Annotated in this window: 10 protein-coding genes; 3 read left to right on the forward strand and 7 right to left on the reverse strand. The window is 70.0% G+C overall.

Going from position 1 to position 14,102, the window contains the following annotated elements:
* Positions 1–78: 78 nt before the first annotated feature.
* Positions 79–1,290, forward strand: coding sequence for an MFS transporter (locus tag AXA68_RS07850; protein ID WP_066414997.1), 1,212 nt, complete (start codon positions 79–81; stop codon positions 1,288–1,290).
* Between the two features lie 116 nt (positions 1,291–1,406).
* The gene (locus tag AXA68_RS07855; RefSeq protein ID WP_066415000.1) at positions 1,407–2,465 is read left to right on the forward strand and encodes an isocitrate/isopropylmalate dehydrogenase family protein; all 1,059 of its coding nucleotides are present in this window, start codon (positions 1,407–1,409) and stop codon (positions 2,463–2,465) included.
* A 54-nt stretch (positions 2,466–2,519) separates the two neighbouring features.
* Here AXA68_RS07855 and AXA68_RS07860 read toward each other — a convergent pair whose 3' ends face one another.
* A complete protein-coding gene (locus AXA68_RS07860) occupies positions 2,520–3,656 on the reverse strand; it encodes a mandelate racemase/muconate lactonizing enzyme family protein (RefSeq protein ID WP_066415004.1) in 1,137 nt (378 codons plus the stop codon).
* A 101-nt stretch (positions 3,657–3,757) separates the two neighbouring features.
* Between AXA68_RS07860 and AXA68_RS07865 the strand changes: the two genes are divergently transcribed.
* Entirely contained in the window at positions 3,758–5,947 is a 2,190-nt protein-coding gene (locus AXA68_RS07865) for an acetate--CoA ligase family protein (RefSeq protein ID WP_066415006.1), read from the forward strand.
* A gap of 60 nt (positions 5,948–6,007) precedes the next feature.
* On the opposite strand, the gene AXA68_RS07870 is transcribed toward AXA68_RS07865, so the two are convergent.
* The 6 genes from AXA68_RS07870 to AXA68_RS07895 form a co-directional block, all read right to left on the reverse strand.
* A complete protein-coding gene (locus AXA68_RS07870) occupies positions 6,008–8,113 on the reverse strand; it encodes a dipeptide ABC transporter ATP-binding protein (RefSeq protein ID WP_066415009.1) in 2,106 nt (701 codons plus the stop codon).
* Complete coding sequence (locus AXA68_RS07875) at positions 8,110–9,030, reverse strand: ABC transporter permease (RefSeq protein ID WP_066415016.1); 921 nt, start codon at positions 9,028–9,030, stop codon at positions 8,110–8,112. The genes AXA68_RS07870 and AXA68_RS07875 overlap by 4 nt, the downstream gene beginning before the upstream one ends.
* Positions 9,030–10,013, reverse strand: a complete 984-nt coding sequence (locus AXA68_RS07880) for an ABC transporter permease (RefSeq protein WP_066415018.1) — start codon at positions 10,011–10,013, stop codon at positions 9,030–9,032. The genes AXA68_RS07875 and AXA68_RS07880 overlap by 1 nt, the downstream gene beginning before the upstream one ends.
* 15 nt (positions 10,014–10,028) lie before the next feature.
* Positions 10,029–12,008 carry an ABC transporter substrate-binding protein gene (locus tag AXA68_RS07885; protein ID WP_080505182.1) on the reverse strand — a complete coding sequence of 660 codons (1,980 nt, stop codon included), beginning with the start codon at positions 12,006–12,008 and terminating at the stop codon, positions 10,029–10,031.
* 197 nt (positions 12,009–12,205) lie between these two features.
* On the reverse strand, positions 12,206–12,850 hold the full coding sequence (locus tag AXA68_RS07890) for a helix-turn-helix domain-containing protein (protein ID WP_232745069.1): 645 nt from the start codon (positions 12,848–12,850) through the stop codon (positions 12,206–12,208).
* 255 nt (positions 12,851–13,105) lie between these two features.
* Positions 13,106–14,089: an alpha/beta hydrolase gene (locus tag AXA68_RS07895; protein WP_066415021.1), complete on the reverse strand. Its 984-nt coding sequence runs from the start codon at positions 14,087–14,089 to the stop codon at positions 13,106–13,108.
* Positions 14,090–14,102: the final 13 nt, after the last annotated feature.

A 14,102-nucleotide genomic window follows, 5' to 3' on the forward strand; every position in this document is an offset into this window, starting at 1 on the left:
ACGGGCGTCCCCACGGCCCGCCCGAGCACCGAGACCGACGCCGACTCGGGCGGTCGAGAGCGGGGGTGCTGACGAGGCGTGGGACGGTCGTCGCTGGGTCGTCTGGGGCGGTTCGACGCGATCGTGCTCACGTCGACGCTCTGGTTTCTGGGGAAGTTCGTCCGCTTCGCGTTCCCGCCGCTCTTCGAGCGGATCGCCGGCGTGTACGAGGTGTCGACGGCGGTGCTCGGGACCGCGTTCAGCGGGCTCCTCCTCGTGTACGCCGTGCTCCAGTTCCCGTCCGGGCTGCTCGCGGACCGGTTCAGCTCCGTGGCCGTCATCGGCTCCGGGGCGGCGCTCGCGGCCCTCGGGGCACTCGCGCTGGCCGTCGACGGGCCGTTCGTCCTGCTCGTCGGGGCCATGCTGACGATCGGTGCGGGGACGGGTACGCTCAAGACGGTGGGGGTGCGGCTGCTCTCGCGGGCGTACCCGCACCGGACCGGGCGGACGCTCGGCGTGTTCGACACGTTCGGCACCTTCGGCGGCGTCGCGGCCCCCGCCGCGGTGGTCGTCTTCTCGGGGCTCCCCGGCCTCCTCGGTGCCGGCTGGCGAACGACGTTCCTCGCGGCCGGACTCGTGGGGCTCGCCGTGACCGCCGCGTTCGTCGCCCGGGTCCCCGCGCGGGTCTCCGAGGTCGACGTCGGCGGGACGGGCACCGGGGAGGGCGTACCGGTCCGCGAGTACGCCGCGCTCTTCCGGAACCCGCGGTTCTCGGCGTTCGTCGCGGTGACGGTCCTGTTCTCGTTCGCGTACAACGCCGCGATCGCCTTCCTCCCGCTGTACCTCACGCGGGAGGCCGGGCTCGGGTCGGCCACTGCGAGCCTGCTCTTCAGCGCGCTGTTCGCGGTGAGCCTCGTCCAACTGTTCACCGGCGAGCTGAGCGACCGGACGGGAGAGCTCCCCGTGATCGCGGTCACGCTCGGGCTCGCGACGGTCGGGCTCGGCTCCGTCGTCCTGCTGACCGGCGTCGGGGGCGCGGTCCCGCTGGGGGCGGCGATCGTCTGTCTCGGCCTCGGCTCCCACGGCTACCGCCCGGTCCGCAGCGCGTACCTGATGTCCGTCATCCCCGCGTCCGTCGCCGGCGGCAGCCTCGGGGCGGTGCGGACGCTTCTGATGATCGCCGGGGCCTCCTCCCCCGCCCTCGTCGGGTTCCTCTCGGAGACGGCCGGGTTCAAGCCGGCGTTCTGGCTCCTCACCGCGGCGCTGGGGCTCGGAACGGTCGTCTCGGCCGTCCTCTGGCTGTTCGAGTGACGTCCGAGCGGCCGTCCCCTCGCGGCGGCGATCCGGTTCGGCGGACCGACTCGGTGTTATCACTTCGGTGACCTTTTTTCAAAGGGTTCAACACCGCCCGGTCGGATGCGTGGGCCATGGACGCCTACGAGATCGCCGTGATCCCAGGTGACGGTATCGGGCCGGAAGTCGTCGACGCGGCGCTCCCGCTCGTCGCGGACGCGGCCGAGGAGGCCGAGTTCTCCTTCGAGACGACGCGGTTCGACTGGGGGACCGAACGCCACCTCGAGCGGGGGGAGATGATGCCCGACGACGGCCTCGACCGGCTCTCGGGGTTCGACTCGATCTTCCTCGGGGCCGTCGGCCACCCCGACGTCCCCGACCACGTGACGCTCCACGGGCTCCTGTTGCCGATCCGCAAGGGGTTCGACCAGTACGTCTGTAAGCGCCCGAACGTCCTGTTCGAGGGGATCGAGAGCCCGCTCCGCGGGTACGGGGCCGGCGACATCGACTTCGTGGTGTACCGCGAGAACACGGAAGGAGAGTACGCCAGCGTCGGCGGCCGGGAACACCGCGGGTTCGACCACGAGACCGCGGTCCAGTCGGCGCTCTTCACCCGCCGCGGCACGGAGCGGATCGTCCGCGCCGCCTTCGAGGCCGCGACGGAACGGGAGGGGCGTCTCACCAGCATCACGAAGTCGAACGCGCAGGCCCACAGCATGGTGTTCTGGGACGACGTGGTCGAGGAGGTGGCGACGGAGTTCCCGTCGGTGGAGGTCGAGCGGCTCCTCGTCGACGCGGCGGCGATGGACCTGATCCGCCGGCCGCACGAGTTCGACGTGCTCGTCGCCTCGAACCTCTTCGGCGACATCCTCACCGACGTCGGCGCGCAGATAACCGGGAGCATGGGGCTCGCCCCCTCCGGAAACGTCCACCCCGGCGAGTCGTACCCGTCGATGTTCGAGCCGGTCCACGGGAGCGCGCCCGACATCGTCGGCGAGGGCGTCGCGAACCCGCTCGCGACGGTGCTCTCGTGGTCCATGCTGTTCGAGGAGCTCGGAGAGATCGGAGCCGCGGACGCGCTCTGGAGCGCGGTCGCGGACCAGCTCGCCGACGCCGACGCCCCCAGAACGCCCGACATCGGGGGGACGGCGGGCACCGAGGCCGTCGTCGCGGACCTCCGGTCGCGGCTGTGAGGTGCCGCGGTTCGCGGGCCGTCGAGGACTCCTTCACCGACTATCCCGGGAGGCTCACTCGACCCGGAACCGGTCGAGCGTCTCGGGATCGATCTCGACCCCGAGACCCGGCCCGTCGGGGACTGGCACCTCGGTTCCCTCGTTCCGGATCGGGTCGACGGCCAGCTCCTCGCGGATCGGGTTCGGCGTGCGGTCGAACTCCAGTCTGGGCGACCCCGGAAGCGTCGCGAGCAGCTGGAGGCTCGCCGCGAGCGCGACCGCGCTCCCGAACACGTGCGGGTAGGTCGCCAGCCCCGCGGCGTCGGCGGTCTCCGCGGCCCGGCGCGCCGACGTGAGCCCGCCCGCGCTGGTCACGTCCGGCTGGAGCACGTCGACCGCGCCGGCGTTCGCGACGCGCCGGAACTCGGGCGCGAACGCCCAACACTCGCCGCCCGCGATCGGGACCTCGCTCTCCCGGTTCAGCCGCGCGTACGCCTCGACCCGCTCCGGCGGGAGCGGCTCCTCGAAGAAGCGCACGTCGAGCTCGGCGAGCCCGTCGGCCACCCGGCGGGCGGCGGGGAGGTCGTACGCGTGGTTCGCGTCGGCCATCAGCGCGGCGTCGTCCCCGACCGCCTCCCGGACCGCCCGGACCAGCGCCAGGTCGGCCTCCGGTCCCCAGCCGAAGTGGCGCTCCGTTCCGATCTTCAGTTTGAGCGCGTCGAACCCGGCGTCGACGTGCGACTCGGCCTCCGAGACGACCGCCGTCTCGAGCTCGGCGAACTCCTCGACCGGGGGCCAGAAGTGGCCGGTCGCGTAGGCGGGGACCGCCTCGCGGCGCGCGCCGCCGAGCAGCGTCGCGACGGACGCGCCGGCCGCCTTGCCGCGGAGGTCCCACAGCGCGAGGTCCACGCCGCTCACGACCCCGGCCGGGACCGTCGAGTGGTACGCCGACCGGAGGTCGAAGACGAGGTCCTCGTGGATCGACTCGACGGCCCGCGCGTCGCGCCCGCGGAGCAGCGGCGCGACCCGGTCGTCGACCGTCTCGCGGGTGCCGGCGATCGGCCCCCAACACTCCCCCCAGCCGACCGTCCCGTCGGCCGTCTCGATCCGGACCAGACAGTACTCGCGCGACGAGATCCACTTCTGCGCGTTCGCGAACCGCTCGTCGAGTTCCCGCCGGAGCGGCACCGCCTCGACGCTTCGTATCTCCATGGCCGTTCCTCTCCGACGTGAGCGGGGATCGTAATAAAGAATGATGTGTATTGTGCCCGTTCGGGGGTACGTTGAGGCGGGTTCCCCCGGAACCGACGCCCATGTCAGGAGACGACGCGTCGGTCGTCGATCCGAGCGCCGAGCCGACTCCCGCCGTCCCGGAACTGGACCCGCTCTTCGACCCGGCGTCGGTCGCGGTCGTGGGGGCCAGCCCCGACTCCTTCTACTCGGGGAACCTCGTGAACAACCTCCTCGACTACGGCTTCGACGGGACGCTCTACCCCGTCAACCCGAACCGCGAGGAGGTGTGGGGCCGCCGGTGTCACGACGACGTCTCGGAGGTCCCCGAGACCGTCGACCTCGTCGTCGTGAGCGTCCCGCGGGAGTACGTCGTCGACGTCGTCGCCGCGGCCGGCGATCGGGGGGTGCCGGTCGCGCTCGTGCTCACCGCCGGGTTCTCCGAGGCCGACGAGGCGGGCGCGGAACTGGAGGCGCGGCTGGCCGAGACCGCTTCCGACGCCGGGATCCGCGTCGTCGGGCCGAACTGTATCGGCGTGATGGCCGCCCGCGGCGCGACGCTCACCTCGACGTGCTCGCGGAACCCGGAACCGGGCCGGATCGGGCTCGTCAGCCAGTCCGGCGCGCTGGCGTTCACGACGTTCTTCGAGCGGGCCGCAGACCGGGACCTCCACTTCAGCCACGTCGTCTCGACGGGCAACGAGGCGGACCTGACGCTGACGGACTACGTCGCGTACCTCGCGGAACGGGAGACCGTCGACGTGGTGTGTACCTACGTCGAGGGGATCGAGGAGCCGGAGCGGTTCATGCGCGTCGCGGAGCGGGCGACGCGGAACGGGACGCCGGTGTTGACGGTGAAGATCGGCCAGTCCGACCTCGCGGAGGAGGCCACGCTCTCGCACACGGGGTCGCTCACCGGCAGCGACGCGGCCTGGGAGGCGGCGTTCGACCAGACCGGCGTCCAGCGGGTGCCGGACATCCCGGACCTGCTCTCGCGGGCGACCGCCCACACCGCGTACGGCACGCCCGACGGCGACCGGGTCTGTATCGCCTCGACCAGCGGCGGCCTCGCGAGCCTGCTCGCGGACATGGCCGCCGAGCGCGACCTGTCGCTGCCCGACATCGACGGGGAGACCGAAGAGACGCTGCTCGGGATCGACGAACTGCTCACCTACGGCGGGTTCAACAACCCCGCCGACATCCGGGGGTACGGCGCCGAGGTGTTCCCCGAGATCGCCGACGCGGTCCTCGCCGACGACGCCTTCGACGCCTACGTGTTCGCGATCGGGCTGCCGGGAGTCGACGAACGCGCGGCGACGATCGCGGCGGACCTCGAGGCGATCGCCGCCGACGCCGACGACCCGGTGTACGTCCTCTGGACGGGGCGAAAGGAGCCGGACGACCCGACCGAGACGCCGCCGTACGCCCGCCTCCGGGAGTCGGTCCCGGTGTACGAGGACCCGGGGCGCTGTCTGGACGCGGTCGCCTCGACCGTCGCGTACGCCGCCGACCGTGACCGCGCCGTCGGCGAGCCCTCGCGGGCCGACCTCGCGAGCGCGCTCGACGCGGCGGACGGCGACGCCGACCGGGTCGACGCGGCCGCCCTCGACCTCCCCCGGGGCCGCGTCCTGACGTGGACGGAGGCCGAACCGCTGCTCGACGCGTACGACGTCCCAGTCGTCGAGACGCGGGTCGCGACCGACGCCGACGAGGCGGTCGCCGCCGCCCGCGAGGTCGGGTTCCCGGTCGTCTGTAAGGTCGACTCGCCGGCGCTTCCCCACCGGACCGACGCCGGCGCGGTCCGACTCGGTCTCGACTCGCCCGCGGCGGTCCGCGAGGCGTACGCCGACGTGACCGACGCCGCGCTGGATCGGGTCGACGCCGACGAGATCGCGGGCGTGCTCGTCCAGCCGACCGTCGACGACGGCGTCGAGGCCATCCTCGGCGTCGCGCCCGGCGACGTCTTCGGCTCGCTGGTCACGGTCGGTCCCGGCGGGGTGCTGGTGGAGGCGCTCGACGAGACCGCGACGCTCGTCCCGCCGTTCTCGCGGGCCGACGCGCGCCGCGCCGTCGAGGGGACGGCGCTCGCGGACCTGCTGACCGACCGACGCGCGGGCGAGCCGCTCTCCGTCGACGCCGTCGTCGACCTGCTCGTGAACGTCGGGGACCTGGCGGCCGCCGTCGACGCGGTCGCCGAACTCGACCTCAACCCGGTCGTCGTCACCGCGGACGGCCCCGTCCCCGTCGACGCGCTGGTGCGGACGCGCCGCTGAAGGCGGTTAGGTGCGAAACACGGCGGAAACGGCAGGGCCGTCGGCGGGCGGACCGACGGACTACAGCGTCAGTTCCTCGGCGACGATCTCCCCGACCTCCTCCTCGCGCGCCGCCGCGTACCGCTCCAACAGCTCGCTTTCGACGTCCTCCACCGGGTAGTAACAGGCGGCCTCGTGGCCGTCCTCCGCGGCCGTCGACCGCGCCGGCTCCTCGCCGCGGCACGTCTCGTCGGCCTTCGGACACCGCGGTGCGAAGTTACACCCGGCGGGGAGGTTGACCGGGTTCGGCGGCTCGCCCGGCAACAGCACCCGCTGTCTGTCGACGTCGGGGTCGGTCTTCGGGGAGGCCGACAGAAGCGACGCCGTGTAGGGGTGTTTCGGCTCCGTGACGACGTCCTCCGTCGCTCCGATCTCGGCGATCCGCCCGAGATACATCACGGCCAGCCGGTCGGCGATCTGCGTGAGGCTCGCGAGGTCGTGGGAGATGTAGACGATCCCGATGTCGCGCTCGTCGGCCTTCTCCCGGAGGATGTTGAGGATGTTGGCCTTGAGCGAGACGTCGAGCATCGACGCCGGCTCGTCGCAGATCAACAGCGTCGGCTCGAGCACGAGCGCCTGCGCGATCGCGACGCGCTGGCGCTCCCCGCCGGACAGCTGGGTCGGGAGCTGGTCGAGATACTTCTCCGCCGGCTTCAACCCGACGTCCTCGATCGTCTCTCGGACCCGTCGCTCGATCGTCTCGGGGTCGTGTCCCTGTATCTTCAGGGGCTCCCCGACCGCAGCACGCACTCGCTGGCGGGGGTTCAACGAGTCGAACGGGTCCTGGAAGATGAACTGGACCTGCGAGCGGAACTTCTTCGTGCTCTCGTCGAGGAGGTCGTCGACCGGCGTCCCCTCGATCAGGATCTCGCCGCCGGTGCGGTCCTGGAGCGCGGCGATCACCTCCGCCAGGGTCGACTTCCCGCAACCCGACTCGCCGGCGACGCCGACGATCTCGCCCTCGTGGACGGAGAGGTCGACGCTGTTGACGGCCTTGACGTAGTCGGGCTCGTCGCCGCGGAGGTCCTCGAGGATCCCCTGCGGCTGTTTGAACCACTTCTCGAGGCCCCTGGTCTCGAGGATCGTGTCGCCGACGCCGCTCCCCCGGTCGCGCTCGTCGCGGACGTCGATCCCCCACGTCTCGGGGTCCGCGGCCTCCTCGCGCATCTCGTCCGCCCGGTCGGTGTGGTAGCAGGCCGACAGCTGTCCGCCGGCCTCGGCGAGCGGCGGGTGGCCGTCCTCGCACTCCGGGGTGGCGAACGGACACCGGTTGCGGAACACGCAGCTGGTCGGCTCCTCGGTCAGGTCCGGCAGCGACCCCGGGATCGAGATGGCCTGCTCGTCGAACTCGTCGACCTCCGGGAAGGCGTTCTTCAGCCCGATCGTGTAGGGGTTCGTCGGCGACCGGAAGATCCGGTCGGTGTCGCCCTGTTCCATCACCTTCCCGCCGTACAGAACCGACATCTCGTCGCAGGTCTCGGCGACGACGCCGACGTCGTGGGTGATCATGAGAAGCGAGCTGCCGATCTCCTCTTGGATCTCCATCAGCTTGTCCATGATCTTGTCCTGGACGATCACGTCGAGCCCGGTGGTGGGCTCGTCCGCGATGAGGAGGTCGGGGTCGAGCGCGAGCGCCATCGCGATGGTGACGCGCTGGCGCATCCCGCCGGAGAACTGGTGGGGGTAATCCCCCGTCCGGTCGGGGTCGAGCCCGACCATCTCGAACACCTCGGCGACGCGCTCGTTCGCCGCCGCCTTCGAGACGTCCCGGTGTTTGCGGATCGCCTGGCGGATCTGCGCGCCGACCGTCATCACCGGGTCCAGCGAGTCCATCGCGCTCTGTGGAATGTAGGCGATGTCCTCCCAGCGGACCGACTGCCAGTCCCGCTCTGACAGCTCGAGCAGCTCCCGGCCGTCGAACTCGATGCTCCCCTCGCGGACCTCGCCGTTGTCGTCGAGCAGTCCGAGGACGGACTTCGCCAGGGTCGACTTCCCGCAGCCCGACTCGCCGACGAGCCCGTAGTTGTCCCCCTCGTCGATCGAGAAGGAGACGTTGTTCACGGCGTGGACGTCGTTGCCCGGCATCCGATACGCGATCTTCACGTCGTTGACTTCGAGTAGACTCATTCTTGCTCCGTCTGTAGGTCGGGGTTGACTATCTCCTCGAACGCGCGTCCGACCAGGAAGACGCCCGTCGTGACGGCACCGATGCCGACCGCCGGCGGGAGCACCCACCACCACGCGGTGCGGATCGCGCCGGATCGGAACACCTGCTGGAGCATCCGCCCCCACGACGTCGTCGTCGGGTCGCCGAAGCCGAGGAACGCGAGCGACGCCCCGGCGACGATCGACCAGCCGACGGCGTAGGCGGTGTAGAGGAAGCCGATCCCGAGGACGTTCGGCGCGACGTGGAGGAACATCGTCCGGGTGTGGCCGGCCCCCCTGGCGCGGGCGGACTTGACGAAGGTCCGCTCCTTGACGGTCATCACCTCCGAGCGGATGACGCGTGCCGGCATCTTCCAGAGGAAGACGACGAGGACGGCGGTGATGAGCCAGACGCTCGGCGTCACGAACGAGAGGATCACGAGCGCCATCGGCAGGAACGGGAGCGCGAACGTGAGGTCGGTCAGCCGCATCAGGAACTCGTCGACGCGGCCGCCGAAGTAGCCGCTCGTGAGCCCGACGAGGAAGCCGAGGATCCCGGTCCCGACGCCGCCGAAGAGGCCGACGATCAGCGTCGGCCGTGCGCCGGCGAGGAACTGGCTCAACACGTCCTTGCCGAACGAGGTCGTCCCGAGCAGCGCCTTGCCGCCGGGCGACTGGAGTCGCATCATCGATCCGCCCTGCTGGAGCGTGTCCTCGATCGGGTGGTACGGGGCCAGGTACGGCCCGAAGACCCCGAGGAACCCGAACGCGACGATGACCGCGAAGCCGGCCTTCGCCGCGTTGTCCTGTAGCACGAACCGCAGCGTGCGTCCCGCCCGTCCGAGCTCGGAGCGGAGCCGTTCTTTCGCCGTCTCGGTGTCGAAGCTGTATCCTGACATTAGACGTCACCTGCCTCGACCGTCGGGTCCAGTTTCGCGTACGCCAGGTCGGCGGTGAGGTTCATCACGATGACCGCGAGCGCCATGATGAACACCGCCGCCTGGACGGTCGGATAGTCCTGATTGAGGATCGCCTGGACGAGCGCGCGGCCGATCCCCGGCCACGCGAAGACGACCTCCAAGGTGATCACTCCCTGGAACAGCATCCCCGTCCGGAGCGCGAAGTAGGTGACGAGCGGCAGCAGCGAGTTGCGCCCGGCGCGGCCGAGCTGTTCCATCTCCGAGAGCCCCTTCGCGCGGTGGAGCATGAGGAACTCCGACCCCTTCCGCTCGACGACCGAGTTGCGCGCGAGCATCAGGAAGTCGCCGCTGTAGAACAGCACCGTCGCGGTGAACGGGAGGATGTAGTGTTTCAGGAAGTCCACGGAGGCGAACGTCTCGACGTACCCCTGCGGGTTCGCGAGCGGACTGCGCATCCCGAACGCCGGGAGCCAGCCCAACCCGTACGAGAAGATGATGAGAAGGAAGATGCCGGTGACGAAGATGGGCGTCGCGCGGAAGACGGTGGTCGCGACGATGCTCGACTGCTCGAACCACGAGCCGCGGTTCCAGCCGGCGTACATCCCGGCCAGCGAGCTGACGATCGCCGTCACGACGAGCGCCGGCAACAGGAGCACGAGCGTGTTGACCAACGCCGGAATGATGATCTCGCCGACCGGCCGCTGTTGGGTGAGCGAGATGCCGAACTCGAAGGTGAACAGGTTCTGGATGTACCTGAAGTACTGGACGTATATCGGGTCGTCGAGCCCGTACATCGCCCGTATCTGTTCGACCTCCGACGGCGTCAACGACCCCGACGCCACGAGCGCGCTGAACGGGTCGGCGGGGAGCAGCCGCAGCGTGGCGAAGATGACGCTGACCGCGATGAGCGTCAACAACGCCGCGATGGCGGTCCGCTTTATCAGAAATCGTCGAAAGCTCATGTGAATGGGAGTCCTCTAGGAGAAGTCGGCCTGTTCGAGATCGGTGCGGGACGCGTGACCGTTCTCGACGCGCTCGGCGAAGGCCTCCCAGGCGTCACCCTCGGGCCAGACGAGGTTGTCGTTTCCGTCGAAGGTGTACCCCGCCTGCTGGAGCATCGTTCGCGCGCCCTCGACGTCGTACTCGTACGGCTCGGTCTCGCCGTGGTAGGGCGTCAGAAGCGGCGTGAGCAGGTTCTGCCCCTCGATCGCCTCGCCGCGGCCGCCGAGGGTGTTCTCGACGAACCCCTCCTTGTCGAAGGCGTGCGAGAGCGCCACGCGGAACGTCTTGTCCCGGAACAGCGGGACGAGGTGGCTGAGGTGGACGTCCGTGGGGACGTAGTTGCGCGCCGTCTGTTTCTCGACGCCGCTCGCGCCCGCCGCGCGGTCGGCCTGCTGGTTCGAGACCGTCGTCCCGATGGCGTCGATGTCGCCGGACTGCATCGCCCCGATGAGCGTGGAGACGTTCCCGACGTTGGCGTGGACCATCTCGTCTATCCCGTCGCCGGGGACGAAGTACTCCCCGAGCAGCTCCTCGCGAACGTCGTCGTCCCACATCCAGTTGTTCTCGTGTTTCTCCAGGCGGAGCTCGGACCCCTGCTCCCAGTTGACGAACGAGAACGGACCGGTCCCGACCGGGTTCTCGGGGTTGTACTCGCTCGGGCTGTCGACGTCCGACCAGCGGTGCTCCGGGATGATGGCGCTGCGGACGACCCGCTGGGTGAGGAACGCGGCGTCAGGCTCCGTGAGGTTGAAGCGAACCCGGCCGCCGCCGCTCTCCGAGAGCACCTCCACGGTGTCGATCGTCCGGATGAACGCCGCCTGCTGGGGCGCGTTGTTCTCCTGGTAGAACTCGACGCTGAACTTGACGTCGCTCGGGCCGAACGACTCGCCGTCGTGCCACTCGACGCCCTCGCGGAGGTCCATCTCGACGGTCGTGTCGTCGACGACGTCGGCGTTCGTCGCCAGCGCGGGCACGATCTCGAGCTGGGGCGAGGCGTCGAAGAGCCCGTCGTAGACGTTCAGGAGTCGCTTCTCCTCCTGTCCGCCGCTGGAGAACGGGAGGTTCGTCCCCTGCATCCCCGAGGTGACGCCTTTCACCCAGGTCGTCGAGTCGCCCTGCGGCTGGAGGTTCACCTGCGACCAGATGAACGAGTCGCGGGTCGTCCCGTTGCCGGGCGTGGGGACGTACCCCTCCCAGTCGGCGGTGTTGGCCACCGTGATGACCTCCGGGAAGTTCGCCGCGATGAGGTAGGCGTCCTCGTTGAGCAGTTGGGCGACCTCGTGACAGATCTCGGCACGCGCCTCCTGATCGCCGATCGTCTGTGCCTGCTCGTCGAGCAGCTCCGTGACCTCGTCGTTCTTGTAGTTGTAGTAGTTTCCGCCCGTCTCCGGATGCGCGCGCATCAGGAACGGGTTCGGGTCGAGCCCGCGCTGCGGGTCCGGTCCGTGGAGGTTCATCGTGATCGGCACCGGGTGGCCGATGTCGGCCCGCCAGAACTCGCCGTACCGGGTGCTCGGCTGGACGTTGATGAGGTTCACCGGGACGCCGATGTCGTTCAGCGACTGTTGGACGTGGAGCGCGAACTCGCGCATCCACGGCGTCTCCGCCTGCGCGAAGTGGGTGTCCACCTCGGGGACGTTCTCGCCCTCGACGGCGGTGTACTCGAACTGGATCGCCTCGTCGTTGACGTCGACGCCCTTCGTCTCGACCGGCCACTCCTCCCAGAACCGCGTCTCGATCGAGGCGGCGTCGCCGCCGCCGCCACCACCACCATCGCCGCCGCCACCGCCGCCGTCGCCGCCACCATCGCCGCCGCCACCGCCGCCGTCGCCGCCGTCACCGCTCTGACCGCCGCAACCGGCCAGCCCCGCGATCCCGGTCGCGCCCGCGATCTGGATGAATCGTCGTCGTGGTGTGGTTCCCCTTTCGATGTCGAAGCGCTTGTCTTGCGACATTCCACCCGCACATACCTCCGTAACGGGGTTGTACCTACCCCCGATACCCCTCAATAGTCATCATTCTTTATTAGGGATAGCCGATCCGCCCTCGGTCGCGTCGGTTCCCCGTTCCGCAGTAATCGGAAGTGGTTACGTGACCGGGATACGTGGTTCACGTGTGGTGTCGCGCGCGGAGCGCGACGGGGTCCCGACGGTCACTTCTCGTCACCGTCGTTCGCCGCGGACCCGTCGGGAGCCGAGAAGACGAGGTCGAACAGCCGCTTTTCGGCGACCCGCAGGCGTTCGCTGAGCGTCGACTGGGCGATGTCGAGCTCGGTCGCGATGTCGTCGGCGGAGGCTCGCCGCGGGACGTCGAAGTAGCCCATCCGGTGGGCGGTTCGCAGAACGGTCAGCTGTTCGGCGGAGAGCTCGTTTCGCAACACCCGTCCGAGCTGGCCGCTCCCGAGCGGCTCGCCGGTCGTCTCGACCTGGTTCACGCTCAGCAGTTCGAACCGCCCGAACTGCTCTTGGATCCTGTCCGCGAGCGTCCGGAACGTCTCCCACTCTCCGACGGTAACGACTCCCTGAAGGTGGCCGTTCCGGAGTTCTAACCGATTGGGAATCGCGTTCTCACGCAGGATGACGCCGAGGAGAAACGGGTACGGCTCGTGAGCGACGATGGTCAGCCGATAGGTGGGAGCCGATCCGTCCACCACCCGTTCGTGGTGGAACAGCTCGACCCGCGAGAGCGACGACAGCACCGACTCGGGGTCGAACGGCGACCGCGACGTGACGAGCAGCGACTCGATCCAGTCGCCTTCGTCCGCGTAGAAGGCGTTCTCGAACTCGATCGATCGCACGTCCGGAACCCGGTCGGCTATCTCGCTTACGACCCCCGAGAGGGCGGTCTGGAACTCGATACGAAGGATATTTGATCACCCGTGCGGCCGTCCGTCCGGTTGCCAAGTACGATATATAATGGTTTGTATAACAATCCGACAACCACGGGGGTCCGACGAAGAACGGCGATCCGACGACGCCGCGAAACCGGCGAGTCGGCCGAGCCGACGTCGGGAAAATCGGAAGGTCGCTCTCGACCTACGGCCGCTCTCGAATTACAGCCGCTCTCGAACGTCGTCGGCGACCGCAGAGAGCGCCTCCTCCGCGACCGCGACGCGATCCGTGAGGCTACAGAAGCCGTGCGCCATCGCCGGGTAGTGGCGGCTCTCGACGGGCGTGCCCTCCTCGGCGAACCGCTCCGCGAGCGCGAGGCCGTCGTCGCGAAGCGGGTCGAAGCCGGCGGTGACGACGGTCGCCGGCGGGAGCCCGCCGAGGTCGTCGGCCCGCAGCGGGACCGCGAAGGGATTGTGCGCGTCCACCGGGCTCCGGAGGTACTGCTCGTAGAACCACTCCATGTCGGCGCGGGTGAGGAGCGGCCCGTCGGCGTTCTCGCGGTAGGAGTCCGTCCCGAAGTCGTGGCCCGCGATCGGGTACAACAGGAACTGGCCCACGATATCGGGCCCGTCGAACTCGCGGGCGTGAAGCGCCGCGACGGCCGCGAGCGCGCCGCCAGCGCTGGTGCCGGCGACGCCGAGCCGGTCGGGGTCGCCGCCGAACGAGGCAGCGACCTCGGCGGCCCACTCCACCGCCGCGGCCGCCTCGTCGACGGGGACCGGGAACGGGTGTTCGGGCGCGAGCCGGTAGTCGACGGAGACGACGACGGAGTCGGTCCGCGTCGCCAGCTCGCGACACGGGCCGTCGATGGAGTCGAGCGTCCCGAGCGTCCAGCCGCCGCCGTGGAAGTAGACGAGGGTCCGGGCGGGCGGCGCGTCGGCGTCGGCCGACTCGTCGACGTCGGCCGGCTCGCCGGATCCGGTCGCGGCCGCCGGCCGGTACACCCGCACGGGGACCTCGCCGTGCGGGCCGTCGAACGCGAGGTCACGAACGCTCTCGACGGTCGGCTCCGGCTCGCCCGAGAACACCTCGTCCTCTAGGCGTCTGGCGGCCTCCACGGAGAGGTCGTGCCACTCCGGGAGCCCGAGCGCTTCGAGTTCGTCGACGACCGCCGCGAGTTCGGGGTCGAGTTCGGCCGCGCGCATGCGGGGACCGAGG

This window comes from Halorubrum aethiopicum, assembly GCF_001542905.1.
GTDB lineage: Archaea > Halobacteriota > Halobacteria > Halobacteriales > Haloferacaceae > Halorubrum > Halorubrum aethiopicum.